The organism is Microcoleus sp. B9-D4 (assembly GCF_036705105.1).
Lineage (GTDB): Bacteria > Cyanobacteriota > Cyanobacteriia > Cyanobacteriales > Microcoleaceae > Microcoleus.
Genome location: NZ_JAUBTS010000093.1, coordinates 1 through 18,009, shown reverse-complemented (window position 1 = coordinate 18,009; position 18,009 = coordinate 1). Strand labels below are relative to the sequence as shown.

15 protein-coding genes and 2 pseudogenes are annotated in these 18,009 nt (G+C 46.3%); 8 read left to right on the top strand and 9 right to left on the bottom strand.

What is annotated here, in order from left to right; genetic code table 11:
• Positions 1-68: 68 nt before the first annotated feature.
• Positions 69-278, bottom strand: a pseudogene (locus tag QUB24_RS30980) (reverse transcriptase N-terminal domain-containing protein); the annotation flags it as partial.
• Positions 279-454: 176 nt separating this feature from the next.
• On the opposite strand from QUB24_RS30980, the gene QUB24_RS30975 reads away from it, so the two are divergent.
• Entirely contained in the window at positions 455-715 is a 261-nt protein-coding gene (locus tag QUB24_RS30975; RefSeq protein WP_333157395.1) for a hypothetical protein, read from the top strand.
• A 153-nt stretch (positions 716-868) separates the two neighbouring features.
• Here the strand turns inward: QUB24_RS30975 and QUB24_RS30970 are convergent.
• Positions 869-1,432 (bottom strand): annotated as a pseudogene (locus QUB24_RS30970) (RNA-guided endonuclease InsQ/TnpB family protein); the annotation flags it as partial.
• 686 nt (positions 1,433-2,118) lie between these two features.
• Here QUB24_RS30970 and murC point away from each other — a divergent pair.
• The 4 genes from murC to QUB24_RS30950 all read left to right on the top strand — a co-directional run bounded on the left by murC (position 2,119) and on the right by QUB24_RS30950 (position 6,257).
• Entirely contained in the window at positions 2,119-3,675 is a 1,557-nt protein-coding gene (gene murC / locus QUB24_RS30965) for a UDP-N-acetylmuramate--L-alanine ligase (RefSeq protein WP_333157394.1), read from the top strand.
• Positions 3,676-3,825: 150 nt separating this feature from the next.
• Positions 3,826-4,782, top strand: a complete 957-nt coding sequence (gene murB, locus QUB24_RS30960) for a UDP-N-acetylmuramate dehydrogenase (RefSeq protein WP_333057143.1) — start codon at positions 3,826-3,828, stop codon at positions 4,780-4,782.
• Between the two features lie 416 nt (positions 4,783-5,198).
• Positions 5,199-5,549, top strand: a complete 351-nt coding sequence (locus QUB24_RS30955) for a YbaB/EbfC family nucleoid-associated protein (RefSeq protein ID WP_006634273.1) — start codon at positions 5,199-5,201, stop codon at positions 5,547-5,549.
• Between the two features lie 207 nt (positions 5,550-5,756).
• Complete coding sequence (locus tag QUB24_RS30950; RefSeq protein WP_333157393.1) at positions 5,757-6,257, top strand: low molecular weight protein-tyrosine-phosphatase; 501 nt, start codon at positions 5,757-5,759, stop codon at positions 6,255-6,257.
• Between the two features lies 1 nt (position 6,258).
• Here QUB24_RS30950 and QUB24_RS30945 read toward each other — a convergent pair whose 3' ends face one another.
• The 4 genes from QUB24_RS30945 to QUB24_RS30930 all read right to left on the bottom strand — a co-directional run bounded on the left by QUB24_RS30945 (position 6,259) and on the right by QUB24_RS30930 (position 10,107).
• Positions 6,259-7,308: a hypothetical protein gene (locus QUB24_RS30945; RefSeq protein WP_333157392.1), complete on the bottom strand. Its 1,050-nt coding sequence runs from the start codon at positions 7,306-7,308 to the stop codon at positions 6,259-6,261.
• A 92-nt stretch (positions 7,309-7,400) separates the two neighbouring features.
• The gene (locus tag QUB24_RS30940; RefSeq protein ID WP_333157391.1) at positions 7,401-7,658 is read right to left on the bottom strand and encodes a hypothetical protein; all 258 of its coding nucleotides are present in this window, start codon (positions 7,656-7,658) and stop codon (positions 7,401-7,403) included.
• 58 nt (positions 7,659-7,716) lie between these two features.
• Positions 7,717-8,451: a response regulator transcription factor gene (locus QUB24_RS30935; protein ID WP_333157390.1), complete on the bottom strand. Its 735-nt coding sequence runs from the start codon at positions 8,449-8,451 to the stop codon at positions 7,717-7,719.
• 63 nt (positions 8,452-8,514) lie between these two features.
• The gene (locus tag QUB24_RS30930) at positions 8,515-10,107 is read right to left on the bottom strand and encodes a glucose-6-phosphate isomerase (protein ID WP_333157389.1); all 1,593 of its coding nucleotides are present in this window, start codon (positions 10,105-10,107) and stop codon (positions 8,515-8,517) included.
• Positions 10,108-10,570: 463 nt separating this feature from the next.
• Between QUB24_RS30930 and dusB the strand changes: the two genes are divergently transcribed.
• On the top strand, positions 10,571-11,581 hold the full coding sequence (gene dusB, locus QUB24_RS30925; protein WP_333157388.1) for a tRNA dihydrouridine synthase DusB: 1,011 nt from the start codon (positions 10,571-10,573) through the stop codon (positions 11,579-11,581).
• A gap of 99 nt (positions 11,582-11,680) precedes the next feature.
• Positions 11,681-12,601, top strand: a complete 921-nt coding sequence (argF, locus tag QUB24_RS30920) for an ornithine carbamoyltransferase (RefSeq protein ID WP_333144607.1) — start codon at positions 11,681-11,683, stop codon at positions 12,599-12,601.
• Positions 12,602-12,989: 388 nt separating this feature from the next.
• Here argF and QUB24_RS30915 read toward each other — a convergent pair whose 3' ends face one another.
• The 3 genes from QUB24_RS30915 to QUB24_RS30905 all read right to left on the bottom strand — a co-directional run bounded on the left by QUB24_RS30915 (position 12,990) and on the right by QUB24_RS30905 (position 15,847).
• Positions 12,990-13,571 carry a Uma2 family endonuclease gene (locus QUB24_RS30915; protein WP_333157387.1) on the bottom strand — a complete coding sequence of 194 codons (582 nt, stop codon included), beginning with the start codon at positions 13,569-13,571 and terminating at the stop codon, positions 12,990-12,992.
• 137 nt (positions 13,572-13,708) lie between these two features.
• On the bottom strand, positions 13,709-14,368 hold the full coding sequence (locus tag QUB24_RS30910) for a response regulator transcription factor (protein ID WP_333157386.1): 660 nt from the start codon (positions 14,366-14,368) through the stop codon (positions 13,709-13,711).
• 117 nt (positions 14,369-14,485) lie between these two features.
• Positions 14,486-15,847 (bottom strand): sensor histidine kinase, encoded by a 1,362-nt coding sequence (locus tag QUB24_RS30905; protein WP_333157385.1) that lies wholly within the window; start codon positions 15,845-15,847, stop codon positions 14,486-14,488.
• Positions 15,848-16,045: 198 nt separating this feature from the next.
• On the opposite strand from QUB24_RS30905, the gene QUB24_RS30900 reads away from it, so the two are divergent.
• The gene (locus QUB24_RS30900) at positions 16,046-17,410 is read left to right on the top strand and encodes a calcium-binding protein (protein ID WP_333157384.1); all 1,365 of its coding nucleotides are present in this window, start codon (positions 16,046-16,048) and stop codon (positions 17,408-17,410) included.
• Positions 17,411-18,009: the final 599 nt, after the last annotated feature.

Genomic DNA, 18,009 nt, shown 5'->3' with positions numbered 1-18,009 from the left:
CTATTGACCTGCTTTCAGCAGGTGTGACGCTTTCGGATTTCTCGCAAGGCGCGTCAACGAGCCGCACTCCCTTTGTTCTCCTGGGTTACTCTACGAACCGCTAATACCTTTGCTGACCAAGACTTCATCAGCGTCTTTTGGAGTCTGCGTAATGCTTTTACATCACCACGTTGAGAGGCTTGAAAAATTCTCTTTTGGAGCTTATAAACCTTACGTTCTAGCTTTCGCCAGTTCACTTGGTTCCATTCTACCGTAGTCTTTAAACTCGTTTTAGACATTTTTACTCACTACTTGAGACTTTCCCTTCCAAATCACCGTGAGTCCGTCTGCATATCCTGGGCATTACCCCAGACTTTAAGCTTCTGACCCAATCTTTCCTACTCGTTGCATACGGTTAGCACCTACTACAGAGGTTCGACCATCTGAGAGCATACGAGAGGTTATTTCGTTCCGAATGACCATACTGTGTATCTTTAGAGTGATGCTGTTCGCCGGGTTTATAGGAGGTGCTTATTGGTCAACTAAAAACTTGCCAACTCCTTATCCTGTGCCTTTTGGCTCCAGCGCATTGAGCCTTATTTCGCTGGTTCGTAGTAACGACGATTTAACACATCTTCAAGCAATTGCTTTACTCATGGATACTTTGCTCGATGGGTACCAAATTAGGCTGTCAGTAATACCACCTTTCATCCCCGCTTTACGGATTGATGGCTAGTCGCTACCGTAGGGGAAGTGCTTTCACCGCTGCACCTGCGGGGTAGGTTTTTCACCTACATGGTCATTCAGTTATCAAGGTTCATCACCCTGCGGCTAATCCCCCTAATCTTTTTATTAAGATTGGTTTCTAGCCAACGAATCGCACTTCTTGACCTACATCTAAACCAATCGTCTTACCTGTCGGTACTGTATCTACTTTGTTGTCAGCACTGATTAAGAACTGAACGTAGTAGCCATCAGCGCGACGTATTAATCGCACTCGTTTTATTTGATCGAGCTGGTAGAAGTTTAGATCCCACGTCCCTTTGAGTTTGAGCTTACCAATGCCTTTCTTGTCGGTGAAAGTGATTTGTTTCCGAGTTTCATTAAGTTTCCAACCGCTAATCTTATATTCGACAGAACGACAGTTTTTCTTGAACTGCGGATAGCCCTTCTTTCCGGGAACAGCTTTTTTGCAGTTGTCGTAGAATCGAGCAATCGCAGAATAAGCTCTTTCCACTGAAGCTTGGCAAGCGCTAGAGTTCAAGGCTTTGACAAAAGAAAACTCTTCTCTCAATAATGTGCTGTGACGATAAAATTCTTTCTGCCCCACGCCTCGGTTGTCGATCCAAAAACGGATGCACTTATTCCGAACGAACTGAGCAGTTCTGATTGCCTCGTCTATTGCTACGTATTGATTTGGTTTTCCTTTAGCCTTGAACTCTAGGACAAACATTTTACGTGGGAAATCGTTAGGTTAAAATGGTAGCACAAAGCCGTCCTAAAAGGACGGGGCTTTAGACCCCATTTTTTGGTAAAAATTTTAAGGGCGGCCAAGAGCGTCGATCGGCTTCTCGATCAAAACCAATGATTTGGTTTGATCTATGGCTTTGCGACTATTTCGACTAACTGCATAACTTGTATACATACAATAAATTAAGAATATATACTATAGCTGCGATCGTGTCAATCTCTCACTTTCAAGAAAAAATGACCGTAGGAGTAGATAAATGACTACAAAATGAGCGAAATTTTGTTGTTCGTGGTAGTGTTTGTAAATCCTTATGGGTTTCACCCTCAATCTTGGTAGAAAGGTTGTGGGGCTTTTGCTGCCGTATCCCAGCACAGCAGGCGGATAGAAATAGAAAGAATGCAGGAGTATGCAACCACCCAAAATTAGTCTATTGGCACAGACCCCAGACCGCGTTTTCTCTTACCTGCAATTTTCGAGCTGTGACTGTTCCGGAAAACTACTCGGTACTAAGTCATATAGGATACAAGACAAACATCTCTACAAGTCCCTCAAATCTAGGGACGCGCAGAGAATTTTGTACAAAATCTCTAGCGAACTGTATCCTGAAAAAACAATTCTTGATATGATATCGCGTGTTATTGGCGTGGTGTGGTGTGTGAGGAGCAAAGATGCCGAGTTCTGTTGATTTTAGCGGTAGACCATTTCATTTCATCGGCATTGGTGGGATTGGGATGTCAGCCCTTGCCTACATTCTAGCTAAACGCAAGTTGCCTGTGTACGGCTCCGACATTAAATCGAGTCACATAACCGAGCGCTTGCAAGGAATGGGAGCTCATATTTTTTGGAGTCAAGACGCCAGCAATTTTGAACTATTTCAAACGGCCCTTAACGGTAGCATTCCCGACTGCGGGCAACAGGAAAGGGCAGTATCCTCGATAGTGGCGGGTACGGTAGGGACTTCTGTCGCGACAGCCAAAGCTCTGCAATTGAACGGCAACGGTTCAAGCGCCCAAGCAATTCTGGGATTGCCTCAAGTAGTATGTTCGACGGCTATTCACCCAGCCAATGCCGAATATCGAGCTGCTTTAGATTTGGGCTGTCCGATTTTTCATCGATCGGATGTGTTGGCAGCGTTAATTCAAGATTACCAAAGCATAGCCGTAGCCGGCACTCATGGCAAAACTACTACTAGCAGCTTAATCGGCTTCATGCTGATGGCTGCGGGTCTAGACCCGACCATCGTAGTAGGAGGCGAGGTAAATGCTTGGGAAGGCAATGCCCGTTTGGGGGAAGGCCCCTACTTAGTGGCCGAGGCTGATGAATCCGACGGTTCTCTCGTTAAGCTGGTAGCCAAAATTGGCATAGTAACGAACGTGGAACTGGATCATCCAGACCATTACGATACCCTTGACCAGGTAATAGACACATTTAAGGTGTTTGCCCAAAACTGTCAAACCTTGGTGGGCTGCATTGACGACCAAATCGTCAAAGACTGCCTTCACCCTCATGTCAGTTATAGCTTGCAGCCGGACAGCGGTGCTGACTACACGGCTTCGGGCGTGGAGTACGGGGCAGAAAGCACCAAGGCTCGGATTTGGGAGCGAGGAGCTTTCCTGGGGGAAATGGAGTTGAAGTTGCTGGGCACACACAATCTCAGCAATGCACTAGCTGCAGTAGCAGTGGGTCGATTGTTGGGGTTAGAGTTTTCGGCGATTGCCCAAGCGATTGCTGGCTTTGAAGGAGCTCGCCGCCGTTTTGAGGTGCGGGGTTTTCACAATGACATCCTGTTTGTGGACGACTACGCTCACCATCCTAGCGAAATTCGTGTCACCTTGGCGGCGGCTCGCTTGCGTATCGAAGGTAGCGAAAAAAATCCCAAATCCCGAAGAGTGGTTGCAATTTTTCAACCCCACCGTTACAGCCGGACTCTGACATTTTTGCCAGAATTTGCTCAATCTTTTGGGGATGCTGATTTGGTTGTGGCTTGCGATATTTATAGTGCTGGGGAACCTAATTTAGGAGAGATTAGTGGGCAGCAAGTTGCTGATTTGATTGCTAAAGAAGGCCGAGAGGTTGAGTTTGCGCCTTCCCTGGAGTCAGTCACTAAGTTTTTAACCAAAAATCTGCAACCGGGGGATTTGGCTCTGTTTTTGGGCGCTGGTAATCTGAATCAGATTATTCCAGAGGTTATGGCTTTTTATCAACAAGCCGATCGCCCCGATTAGCTCGCGAACTGAGTAGAGTTGATCGACATTATGGCATGGCACTTTGTGCCGAAACTTCTGTCGGACGGCTCGCTCAAAGGGGCGACATAAGTTAGCTAAATGAATTTTCAACCACGTCTTCGAGCGAAGGTATTTTTAAGGATTTTCAAGATGGTGACTATCTCGAATGACTCCTCTGTTAAGGACAATCGGCGAGTGTATTCTCCTATTTCTTTGCGGGGAACTGATTGCAAGATTAACTCCCAAGTTTCGCTGGCGGGCCTGACTTCCTTCCGAGTCGGTGGCCCGGCCGAGTGGTACGTTGCTCCCCGCAGTATGGAGGCTTTGCAAGCGAGTTTTGCCTGGGCACACGATGAAGGGGTGCCGGTGACTCTGCTGGGTGCGGGTTCTAATTTGTTGGTGAGCGATCGGGGTTTGTCCGGTTTGGTCGTCGGCACTCGCTACCTCAAACAGGTGAATTTTAACCCAGAAACAGGTCAAGTTACAGCGGGGGCGGGGGAGTCAATTCCGCGCCTGGCTTGGTTGGCGGCTAAGCGGGGCTGGAAAGGCCTAGAATGGGCCGTCGGCATACCTGGTACAGTGGGAGGGGCTGTGGTGATGAATGCAGGCGCTCACAGAGGCTGTACTGCTGATATTCTGGTGAACGCTCGCGTCCTATCCCCAGGTGGCAAGGTGGAAATTCTGACTCCCCAAGAGTTGGAGTACCGCTACCGGACTTCGGTGCTCCAAGGGGGCGATCGGCTAGTAACAGAAGCGACTTTTCAGTTACAGCCGGGATTCGACCGATCGCAAGTAATGGCAGAAACTAATGACCATTTCAGCCAGCGGCGGACAACTCAACCTTACCACTTACCGAGCTGTGGCTCAGTCTTCCGCAACCCCGGCCCCAAGACGGCAGGTTGGTTCATCGAACAAGCGGGACTGAAGGGATATCAGATCGGCGGTGCACAAGTAGCTCAGCGCCATGCTAATTTTATTCTTAACTGCGGGTCGGCAACGGCCAATGATATTTTTCAAGTGATCCGCCACGTTCAACAGCAAGTCGAGCAGCGGTGGTCGCTGTTGTTGGAGCCAGAAGTTAGAATACTGGGAGAGTTTCCCTTCTAAGGCATCATTGAAGTAATACGGAAACGGCAGACTGCCAGCCCACACACCATCAAAAAGTAGTTGTCAAGAACCTCAGCCCTGACGGCATGAGGCTTGAAAGAGAAATCTAACAAGCCATCTTGACCCGCTATCGTCTTAACTGACTACGTTTTTTGAGTCACGACACCGGGCGAATGCGAAGCTAGTTCCCTGCTCTGTCGCTAGTAGTTAAACAGTTCTAAGGTCACTGGAACAGTGCTGCTAGCCGGCGCAAGCTCACTAAACAAAGGCGCGTGCTAACTTTACCCCAGAAATGGGAGATTGAGGACAACCATATCCTCACGGGGGGGCAACCATACCCCCCTAGCCCGCAAGGGGATTCAAATTAAATGTAAAGCCGTCCTGTAAGGACGGGGTTTCAGACCCGAGGAATTTTGATGACAAAATCAGGACAAGGATTTGGCTTCGGCCTGGGCAAAATGAAAGAACTGACTGAAGCTTTCAAAAAAGCTCAGCAGGTTCAAGAAGGAGCTAAAAAGCTCCAAGAAGAGTTGGATGTCATGGAAATTGAGGGAACTGCCGGCGGTGGCTTGGTCAAGGTTTTTCTCAGCGGCAACCAAGAACCCCGCCGCGTGGAAATCTCACCGGATGCCCTCGGTGAAGGTGCTGATGTGGTTTCTGAACTCGTCACGGTGGCGATGCAGGATGCTTACGCTAAGTCTACGATGACGATGCGGGAGAAAATGGAAGAACTCACCGGTGGACTAAATCTCCCCGGTTTCGGTTAGTCATTAGTCATCGGTCAATTGTTGACTGTTGAGTGTTGACTGTTGACTGATTAAACTTTCTGGAAAACCGCTATAGTAAGGTGCGTCGCTGCTCCATGTTCGATGGAACTTGCAGATTGACTCTGAAAGCGACGCACCCTACAAATTAGCACTGTTGACTGTTGACTGACTAATAACTAATAACTAATAACTAATAACTACTAACTAATGACTAAATTATTGTTTGTCTGCCTCGGAAATATCTGCCGATCGCCCTCAGCAGAAAATATTATGAATCACTTAATTGAACAAGCTGGTTTGAGCGATCGCATCACCTGCGATTCGGCTGGAACTGCTAGCTATCACGTTGGCAGCCCCCCTGACAGGCGGATGGCATTGGCGGCGAGGAAGCGAGACATTGAATTGCTAGGCGAAGCCCGCCAATTTTCCAAAAACGATTTTGAAAATTTTGATTTGATTCTGGCGATGGATCGGGACAATTATCGCAATATTCTTGCCCTGGATGTGGCGGGAAAGTATAAAGATAAAGTGCGGCTGATGTGCGATTTTTGCCAGAAATACGACCTTAAAGAAGTGCCAGATCCTTACTACGGTGGCCCGGAGGGATTTGATCGAGTAATTGATTTGCTCCACGATGCTTCCGAGGGTTTGTTGGAGTACGTTGTCAGTCTGAAAAAATTAACAGTTGGCGGTCAGCAATCAATTTAAATTAAAAAAGTGCCTTTTTCCGCCCGAAAATTAGCAATGCTGTAGGGGGGACAACGCTAACAAAACTCGTAACTAGGGATATCACACTTGTTCCCGCTCCCCCTCCCAAAATGATACTGGGTGACAAAGAAAAAGTTAAACTGGTCAATACAAAATGGGGAGAATTGATACTCAAAGCAGCAATTGGCAGCAAAATAGATGGATACCAAGGCATTAGCCAAGGTGTAGCAAACAAAAACAAAGTCAGAGTCGTCCATCCAATATCTGATACCAAATTAATTTCCGAATCTTTTTTGCGGAATAATGATTTAATTAACGTGACTGCATAGTAAACAATCCAGCTTAAATAGGCAAAATATTTGAGGAATGATAGAATACTTTCCCTAGTTTCAACACTTACATTGGGCAAAAAATTCAGAAATAAATTGATCGCATGGTGAAAAGATCGAGCGGTTGCCCCGGCGGTTCCTGGATTTAAAAGACTTCTCCAAGCTGAAACTGTTGGCATAAATGTATAAGTGAGCACCGCGATAATTAATAAAGAAAGCAATACTGATGCTGCTAAATCTTTCCACCGACGCTGCTTGCAGAGGAAAGCAAAAACTAAGGGCAACCAAATTATAGGTAAGGTTTTTACTAAAAAACCTACCCAAATTGCTAAAATTCCTAAAACATAACGTTGGTAATAAATACAGCCTATCAAAACGATCAATGTATTGGCAAGAAGAACGTCAAGGTGAGCATTAGCTATTTGCTCGTTCAAGAGCATGGGATTGACTAAATAGGCCAGTGTTATGAGGTTACGGTTTTCAGAATTTGTTAGCAACCGCCAAATTAAGTAGCCATTGAGCGTGTGTACCAACACGCAGATTATTTTAAAAATATAAACTGCTACTAAAGGGCTAATTGAGCCACCAAGTGCTGATAGGGCAAAAAAGAATAAAGAAACTGGGCCGTAGGTAGAAGTTTGCCCCCAGTGGAGGAAGGGAGATACGTTAGAAATTAAGGTATCGGCATTATTCAGATAAGGATTAATTTTATGTAAGCTCATCGCTCCGTAATGCAAGTAAATATAAATATCACTGCTTTGGGGATAAGCTATGAGGGCAAGTGCGAGAAAGGGGATTGCATACTTGCAAATGTCTAGAAAGCTGGAACTTGTCTGTTTTTTTTTATTAGCCAAATAATATATGTAACTGTTGCTATCAAGTAGGAACCATTAATCAGAAGTCGGATGAGACTGAAACCGCTGGTAGGGAAATCGTTATAGTTTTCTCCACCCTGTAAAACGCTGTAATACTTGGTAATTCCCATTGATGTCATGGCAATACAGAAAATTATGGAAGCTGCTAGTGCGACAGCATATAGAATTTTCTGATTTTTTAAGTAATTGTTGACCATGATGTTATTTATTCAGCGGGGTAAGTGGAGGTAATTTTCTTGCCCAGAGCGTTGGCGGTTATCTGACTAAATGGTGTTCCATCGCAAAGCGAACGAGTTCTGCTCGGTTGTTGCTGTCAGTTTTTCTGAACAAGCTGCTGACGTGCTTTTCGATAGTTCGAGGGCTGAGGTTGAGTCGGGAGCCTATTTGAATATTAGAAAGACCTTCTGTCAGCAAATCTAGCACTTCTCGCTCTCGCTGCGTCAAACTCGGGGCATTGTGGCTTGGAGATGCCCGTGAAGCGGAGCTATCCCGTAGGGAATCGCCTGTGTTTGACTTTTGAGTTAAAAAATCTGCTTCTGGCTTGTCATTGGCTCTGCTGCGTGCCTCTGTTGGCGTTGGTTCGGGTTCCTGGGAACGAGAGGGGGCCTGAGCGATTAGAGCGTAGCGATCGAGCAAAGAGCGAATAACCGCCCCTAACTCTGGGAGTTCAAAAGGCTTAGCCAGATAATTGTCGCACCCCATCTGATAGCCGCGAATCCGTTCCTGCGTGGTCGTGCGTTCCGTCAAAAAAATCACCGGCAGCAAGCGGAAAGCGGGACGAGTCCGAACTCGCCGGACAAATTCGTAGCCATCCATCTGGGGCATTGTAATGTCGGTAACAATCAAGTGAGGCTGAAATTCATCTACCAAGCCTAAAGCTTCTTTGCCGTTCTCAGCAGCGATTACAGAGTATCCGGTAATTTCTAGATAATCGGTAATTGATAAGCGAGTCGCGAAATCGTCGTCAGCAACCAGAATAGTTAATGGCATGGGGGAATTAAAAATTAAACATTAAAAGTGACTAATTTCACTTTTAATGTTTAATTCTACTGTTTAATTCTCTTGATAACTTGCAGTTAAAGTAGCCGGTTGTCCTAATTTGCCCTCCAAAGCTACGCCGCGCCCGTTGGCTGCCAAATGCCGCAGAGTTTTGTAAATTGTCTCGATTTGCTCTGATCTTCCTGCTTTTTTGGCTAGTTCTGCTAAAGACAGAGGTTTTTGGGCGTCTTTGAGCACTTGCAGTACCCGTTGCTGCAAGTCCAATACAGCAGCGGCTGCTTTTTTGCCTGCTTCGACGCCCGGTTGGTGATAGGCATTGACATTCACCAAGGAACCGTAAAAACCTACGGCTCTTTCGTAGAGGGCGATTAATGCTCCTACTGTCCGAGGGTTGACTTGGGGAATTGTGACAGTAATGGAATCTCGGTGATTTTCGTACAAAGCTTGTCGAGTTCCCTGCAACAAACCCGACAAATAATCTCCTGAAGTGACGCCGGTTTCTACTTCTGGGGAAATGCCTTGCCTGTCTTGCAAAACTTCGATAAATGTTAGGAAGAAATTCGGCACGCCGTCTCGCAGTTGCTGGACGTAGGCGTGTTGGTCGGTGGTGCCTTTGTTGCCGTAAACTGCGATTCCTTGATGAACTGTGTTGCCGTCTAAATCTTCCTGTTTGCCGATCGATTCCATGACTAATTGCTGCAAGTAGCGGCTGAACAATAGCAGTGAATCTTTATACGGCAAAACTACCATATCTTTTTCGCCACGTCCGTTGCAAGCAAAATACCAGGACATTGCTAACAAGGCGGCGGGATTATGTTTGATTTCGGTGGTTCTGGTAGCTTCGTCCATGACTTTAGCGCCGTCGAGCATCGCCTGAATGTCGATGCCTTGCAAAGCTGCTGGCAAAAGTCCTACTGCTGAGAGTTCCGAAGTGCGTCCTCCCACCCAGTCGGCCATCGGGAAGCTGGCAATCCAGCCTTCGGATTTGGCTAATTTGTCTAGTTTGCTGTCTGTTCCAGTGATGGCAATTGCTTGTTTGGCAAAATCCAGTTTTTGGGCGGCGAAGGCTTTTTGAACTTCGATCATGCCGTTGCGGGGTTCGGGGGTGCCGCCGGATTTGGAGATTGTAATTACTAGGGTGCTGGCGAGTTTGTCTTTAATTTTGTTGAGGACTCGATCGATCCCGGCGGGATCTGTGTTGTCGATAAAATGTATTGCTAGGGGGGGAATGTCTGGGGATAAAGCTTCGGCGACAAATTGGGGGCCGAGGGCCGAACCGCCGATGCCGATCGAAATTATGTCGGTAAATTGCGGAGCAAAGGGCGGTTTAATATCGCGGTTTTGAACTTTTTTGACAAATGTTTCGACTTGTGCTATCCCTTCGACTATTTCTTGTTTTAATTCTGGAGTGGGAGCTAAATCGGGGTTTCGCAGCCAGTAGTGGCCCACCATGCGGTTTTCGTCGGGATTGGCGATCGCACCTGCTTCTAAAGCTGCCATGTCTTTGAAAGCTTTGTCAAATTTGGGCTTCAGTGCTGCTGCGAAAGCGTCGTCGAATCCCATGCGGCTGATATCGAGGTAAAGTCCCAATCCCTCGTGATAGTAAAGCCAGTCTTGATAGCGTTGCCAGAGTGCTGCGGCGTCCATAGGAATTCTCTACAATTTTTTTAATGTTCGATCGGCGTCGTCAGGAATCCACCAATTGTAGTTTAAAACGATCTGATGTACGGCTTTTGCAGAATCCTAATAAATTTAAGCATTAATCGTCTGAAGGCAGCCGGAACAGAAGGCAGTCAGAGCATTCGGCAGAATTAAACAATAAAAATATGACTTGGGCAACAGTCTTCGTAGGTAGATCCCCCATTAATGGCCACACCCCATAGATAGATCGAAGCGGCACAGAGATTTAACTGTGGTCGGCGTTGGCGTTTGGGCCCTGGTTTCACAATATTCAAATTCGGGCTATCGGGCTCTGTAAAATAGGCATTGCGGTGAGGTTAAATATACTTTTAGCTGTCACTCCATAATCGGCTAAAAATATAGTTAACAACGGTCAACTATCTGAAGTGTAGTATAATATACAGATATTAGAATTAAAGTGCGATCGACTATGCTTGCTCTATCTCCCGAATTAAAAGAAAGGTTAGCAACTCCACTCAAAATCGGCGATTTTGAAGTTAAAAGCCGCGTCCTGCAATCGCCCTTATCCGGCGTTACCGATTTGGTATTTCGCCGCCTGGTACGTCGCTACGCGCCGGATTCGATGATGTACACGGAAATGGTGAACGCTACGGGTTTGCACTACGTGAAGCAACTGCCGAGAATTATGGAAGTTGACCCGAACGAGCGCCCGATTAGCATTCAATTGTTTGACTGCCGGCCGGATTTCTTGGCAGAAGCGGCCCAGAAAGCAGTGGTCGAAGGAGCAGATACTGTTGATATTAATATGGGCTGTCCGGTTAACAAAATTACTAAAAACGGCGGCGGTTCTTCCCTGCTGCGAGACCCGGAAACGGCCGAGGCAATTGTGCGGGCTGTTGTGGAAGCGGTAGATGTTCCTGTCACGGTTAAAACTAGGATCGGTTGGACGGACAAAGAAATTAATATTTTGGAATTTGCGAAGCGGATGGAAGATGCGGGAGCAAAAATGATTACCGTGCACGGCCGCACTCGATCGCAAGGTTACACCGGCCCGGCAAAATGGGAGTGGATTCGCCGAGTGAAAGAAGTTTTATCGATTCCAGTTATTGCTAACGGGGATATTTTTTCAGTGGAAGCAGCGATGCGATGTCTGGAAGAAACCGGCGCCGATGGAGTGATGTGTTCGCGGGGAACTTTGGGCTATCCTTTTTTGGTGGGAGAAGTTGATTATTTCTTGAAAACTGGTGAAGAAAAGATAGCTCCGACACCAATTGAACGCCTCGAATGTGCTAAGGAACATTTGCGGGCTTTGTGGGAATATAAAGGTGAAAGCGGTGTTTGCCAAGCGCGCAAGCACTTAACCTGGTATGCTAAGGGTTTCCCCGGCGCTGGGGAATTGCGGGGTGTGTTGGCTGTGGTAGAAACGGTTGAACAAGGTTGCGATTCGATCGATCGCGCGATCGAGCAATTGCCCGCATAAACCTTACCCGCAGATGTCAACTAGGGATTACAGAAACAAAATTCACCTCTGCGGGCTAAGATTTAAGACACAGTTAAAAATTTGTGGGTGGGGGAAAGCATGGATTCCTTAAAAGGGCGAGATTTATTAAGTCTGGCAGATTTAAGCATTGACGAATTAAATTATTTGCTGGATCTAGCAGCCAGTTTAAAATCGGGAATGGTCAAGCTGAAACGCAATAAAGTTCTCGGCTTGTTATTTTCCAAAGCTTCAACGCGAACGCGGGTAAGTTTTACGGTAGCAATGTATAAATTGGGAGGGCAAGTGATTGACCTTAATCCCAACGTTACCCAAGTCAGCCGTGGTGAACCTTTGGTAGATACAGCCAGGGTGTTAGACAGATATTTAGACATTTTGGCGATTCGGACTTTCGAGCAAAAGGATTTAGCAACTTTTGCTAACTATGCCAAAATTCCTGTAATTAATGCGCTGACAGATGACGAACACCCCTGCCAAGTGCTGGCGGATTTAATGACAGTAAAAGAGTGTTTTGGCAAGCTAGAAGGATTGACCCTGACTTATTTGGGCGATGGCAATAATATGGCTAATTCGCTGATGTTGGGCTGTGCCATGACGGGAATGAATGTAAGAATTGCTTGCCCTCAAGATTTCCAGCCGAATGCTGAGATAGTGGAAAAAGCTAAGAATATTGCTAATGGAAAAACAGAAGTTACTGTGACGGCGGACGCAGAAGCTGCTGTGAAGAATGCTCAAGTGATTTATACTGATGTTTGGGCGAGTATGGGACAGGAAGAGGAAGCAAAAATCAGGATTCCTTTGTTTGAACCCTATCAGGTAAATGAACAATTGCTGAAGTTAGCAGATAAGAATGCAATTGTATTGCACTGTTTGCCCGCACACCGGGATGAAGAGATTACCGATGCAGTGATTGAAGGCAGTCAATCGCGCGTTTGGGATCAGGCAGAAAATCGGATGCACGCTCAGCAAGCTTTGCTAGCAAGCATTCTAGAAAGCGATTAGGTTTGTAGTAACGACTTCATGCCTTAAAAATGTTGTCAGTAAATATGTCGCCCGTTCGCCAGTCCGCCAGGGGTTTAAACCCCTGGCTCAAAGCTTAAGTCGGTTAAAACCGACTGCGATTATTATACCAATTTCATAAAGTAGCGCTAGATATTACCCCCCCAACCCCCCCTTATTAAGGGGGGGCTAAGACTTCATCCATAGCACATCTTTAGAAAAATGGTATTAGATTTATGGTATCGATTTTTTAGGCGAATAAAATTGCCGATGAATTCAAAATAGTTGGCGGTTTTTACCAACAGATTAAATGCTTGCCTCTCTATCTTCTCTCTCTGCGCCCTCTGCGCCCTCTGCGGTTAATAAAAATTATTAAGTTCGCAGCGCGAACCTATGGCATAATTGGTGGCAACATTGCCTGAATTGCGATATTAAAAGTAGGAAAGTGCAACGGAGAAACGATCGCGCTTTCTCCCAGAATAACCTCGCTTTGATACCCCTCTTCCGCAGGTTCTCGAAAAACGTGGAGTTGTCTTTCGTTGACATTGAGCACCCAATAATCGGCAATTCCCGATCGCGCGTAAGCTTTGGCTTTAATTTCGCGATCGTAAGCTAAGCTGCTGTCTGCTACTTCAATAATTAAATATACTTCTGATGGAGTCGGATGGTGAGTCGCATAGTCAAAGGCATCGATTCTGACTACAGCGATATCCGGTTCTGGTTCGGAATTGTCATCAAGGGCGATCGGATCTTGCATTCGTACCCACGCCAGATTTGCAAAAAGGCTTTGCAGCAATCTATCTGTACGCCCTAAAGCGGAGGTGTGAGCAGTTCCTTTTGCACTCATTTTGATGATATTTCCTTCAATTAATTCAATGCGTTCCTCTGGGTGAAAAACTCCCATCTCTCCCAGTTTATGATACTCTTTAACTGTCCATTTACGGAGCGTGAAAGGGGCTTCTGTTATTAGCATAGTTTCACCAAAAATATCGCAATTCCATCTAAGATAATTTAATTGTAGCTTAGGTAAAGTATGCAGCGGTAATCAGAGCCGGATTGTGCAGCATCTATCTGCGATCTCTGCGGTTAATAAAAAAACCATAAAGTGATTCAGGTTTCGATCGCAGAATGGGCATAAATTGCCAACTGCGATCGATTTCGCAAGTTTAACCGATTCAGTAAATGAGTGACATGAGTCTTCACTGTTCCCTCAGAAATAAACAACTGCTGGGCAATATCTCGGTTGGCTAAACCTTTACCAATCAACCGCAATACCTCTTGTTCGCGCGGGGTTAATTGTGCCAGTGCAGGGAGTTTCGAGAGTTGAGTAGTAGGTGTTGGAGTCGTAGGTGGTGCACAAAATCCTGTTATTAGCTTATCCATTAAACCAGGAGCCAGTTGAGTATAACCCGATTGCACCAAACGAATTGCTTGTGCTAACTCTTCCGATGGCATATCTTTCAACAAATAGCCCTTGGCTCCGGCTCGCATCGCATCAACAATGTATCCATCGTCATCAAAAGTAGTTAAAACCAAGACACTCGTGTTGGGAAATGACTGACAGATCAGGCGAGTTGCTTCTCTACCATCCATCACGGGCATTTTTAAATCCATTAATACAACATCGGGTTGGAGAGCTTCGACTTGCTCTATGGCAGCTTTACCGTTGTGGGCAATTCCAATCACTTCTAAATCTGATTCTAGGCTTAACATAGCCTTCAGCCCTTGGCAGATAAGCTGCTGATCGTCAACTAACAACAGACGAATCATGGGATATTCCTAAAATGTATTATCCCATGATAGTTCTTAATTACACAGACAAAGAAAAAACGCCAAAAGAGGTTACGTTAATTTTACACTTTGTTACATCAAGTAATTTATTTTCGCCTACCTACTTAACGGCAGGCTAACATCGATTCTACACCCCGCTCCGGGTGATGTTTCCAGGTGAAACTCTCCGTTGAGAGAAGCAATTCGCTCTTGCATCCCTCGCAATCCAAACCCGCCAGTACCACTTTCTAATTGGAACCCCCGCCCGTTATCTTCAAGAGTCAAAAGCACTCGATCGCACGTTGTTTGCAATTGCAGGCGAACCTCGGTAGCTTGGGCGTATTTGCAAATGTTGGTCAACGCTTCTTGCACGATGCGATACAGCGTTTTGACAACTTGAGGTAGTAACACAACTTCCACGCAAATGCTGCTGGTAACAGTGACGCCCGTACTCTGGCGAAAGTCTTCCATCAGCGAGACAATCCCCTGTTCCAAAGGTTCTTCTGCCTCTGCGTCTGCCCTTAGCGCATTTACCGATTGTCGAACTTCTTTCATCGCCACCTTACCGAGTCGCTGGGCTTGTTCCAAAAACGGTTGTGCCTCTATGGGGTCATGCTGCCAGAGTTTCATGGCGGTTTGCAGTTGAATGTTGAGCGAAGTCAAGGCGTGACCCAGGGAATCGTGAATCTCTCTGGCAATGCGATTGCGTTCCTGAACCGCTGCTAAATCTTCTATTTGCAGGGCATATTCCCGTAGCTGTGCGTGGGCTTGCGATAGTTGTTCCTGGGTTCTGCGTTCTGCTAGTAAGGTACTGACCAACTGCGACACGAAAAATAGCCCCAATCCAAACATCAACAATTCTGCCGTCTGGTGCATCCAAATTTGCTGTTGCTCGACATTAGGCAACATTAGGGGTATCAGTCTTTGAAGATACTGAACTTGATGAAACATATACATTACCAGCGACAGACCTGCCACAATCCATCGACCGGGGGATGCAAATAAAAAACAACTGCGAATTAAGACGATTAAATACAGGGTCGGTAGGATATGCAGATATCCCAAGGTAGTTCCGTAGAAGATCAGACCCATTTCGCTCGCCGTATAGAGATAGCGAAACGAAGTTTTGCCAGCAGGCAAGATCCATCCCATCAAGCCCAGGGATATCAGGATCAGAATGTGCTGTACGGGAAGACTTTGACGCTGCCACGCTTCGATGGCGGCCATCACTCCACAACTGCCTAACATGATCCATTCGGTGTACAGCAGAAAGCGAAATGGTTGAGGTTGGGTTTTTAGTAGGGATGCGATCGCCGTCATGACATGGCCTCCAGTAGTTCTGGCTCTCAAATATTCCCCAAAAATACTGCAAGTCAGAGTGAATGTCGATAAAACTCGGCAATTTTCTAACTTTCGCTGATGCCACCCCTCGGAACTATGACTAAAGTTATAGCCGATCGGGATAGGCCGCGCGAACATCGGACTCGGCAGTGATGGGCGATCGCAACTTTTGGCAGATGAGGGGGCGATCGAGAATATCCATTTCGTTGATGTCAGATCGAGACGTTTTTCAGATGTGTTGAACCGAGTTGATTTCCTAAGATTGTGACATAGCAAACCAAAGCAAACACTTTTGATTTGCCTCAATAATTCACTTAATATCTAGGAGCAACGAACATGGCTTTAATTAATGGAACCAACGGCAACGACAATCTGAACGGTACTTCGGGTAACGATACCCTGCGGGGATTAGACGGAAACGATAATCTGTTTGGCGGTTTTTTTGGGGACGATCTTCTGGATGGTGGAAACGGAAACGATACAGCGACCTATCTGGGATTTGGCAATAACATAAATGCTTCCTTAGAGACGAACAAAGCAACTTTTTTTGGAGGTAGCGGGACTTTCATCGGTATTGAAAACTTAATTGGCGGTAACAATCAAGATGTCTTAACTGGCAACGGTTTTGGCAATCTGATCGATGGTAGTTTTAGCAATGACGACATCTCCGGTCGAGGAGGGAACGATCGCCTAATTGGTGGAGCCGGATTCGATACTTTAAAGGGAGAACTAGGAAACGATAACCTGCGAGGTGGTAACGATACGGATTTGCTAGAAGGTGGCGATGGGTTTGATTTCCTAGCTGGCGACAAGGGCAACGATACGATGATCGGTGGCAGCGGCGATGACGCATTTGAATGGGTGGATGGCGACGGCAGCGATTTGATTCAAGGCGACAGCGGTCGCGATAACTTATTATTCAACGGTTCGATCGCGCAAGGGGATAATATTGATCTCACCCAATCGGGCTTGAACATTGTATTGCAGCGCACCAATCTCGTCCCCGTAACCTTAACAACCACAGGCATAGAGAGTTTCAATGCAATTAACGGTGGCGGTGGCGATGATGTGTTAAGTGTCCGCAATCTAGGCGCGACAAGCGGTGTCGAATTTATCCAATTCACGGGGGGAGAAGGCAACGATCGCCTGAATACAACTAATGTATCAGCAAACATCAATGCTAGTGGTGGTAACGGAAATGATATTCTCGTAAGCAGTAACGGGAACGACGAGCTATTTGGTAATGGAGGAAGTGACGTTCTTTCCGGGGGTAACGGGAGCGATCGAATTACAGGTGCCGAAAGAGGAGGAGGCAAGGGTGAAATTGATGTGCTAATTGGCGGTGCAGGAGCAGATACTTTTGTACTCGGAGAGCTCGGGCAAACCCGTTATGATGATGGCAACGGCTTGTTAGACAATGCTGCGGACTTTTTCAATGGTAACATTGGCATTGATGGTCTGACCGATTTTGCCCGCATCTTAGACTTCAGAATCGGTGAGGATGTCATTCAACTGGGTGGGTCGAGCAATAGCTACGTGCTCAGAGCCGTCCCCAATTCCCTGCAAGGAGGGGCTGTCAATGCAGATATGGGAATTTTCAAGAACAATGGATTTGCACAGCCCCTTGAGTTAATTGCGATCGTTCAGGATGCACCCTCTGGTCTAAATATCAACAATTCAGCGCAATTTAAATTCAGCTAGTTTTCAGGCTATCGCACTGCTTTAATTGTAAATAAAATACGGTGTTGTGTGGCACAAAAAACACACAACACCGTTTGGTGATCGACCCAAACATTGCCCGCAGTTTAATATTGGGGGAATACCAGAAACGCCAGCCGTTGTGGCTTGAGATTTAAGATATTGTCAGGTCGATCGGGCGCTATAAGATAGTTTGCGGTAATAGTTTCAGCCTAACTTGTTTTCATGCTGTCAGCTTAATGCGTTTTCTCGCAGTCCGGGGTTTAAACCCCTGCCTCATAGCTTAAGGAATGAGAATTAAATAACTTAGAATTTTGATGGTTCTTGTGGGATGGGCGTCCCGCCCGTCCAGAAAGGGGGGCTAAGCTGCTACGCCTCTAAATTGAATACAGAGACGGGCAGGATGCCCGTTCCACAATAGTTGTAGAAAAATTGACGGTCAAATTAGATGCACAGCAGCTTAAGAGTGCCCAACCCCTACTTCCCACAAACTTGTGTAAATTATTTAATTCGCATCATAAGGATCGCGAATTAAATAACTTACAATTTTAATTTTTATTGTGGGATGGGCGTCCCGCCCGTCCAAAAAGGACGGGCGGGAC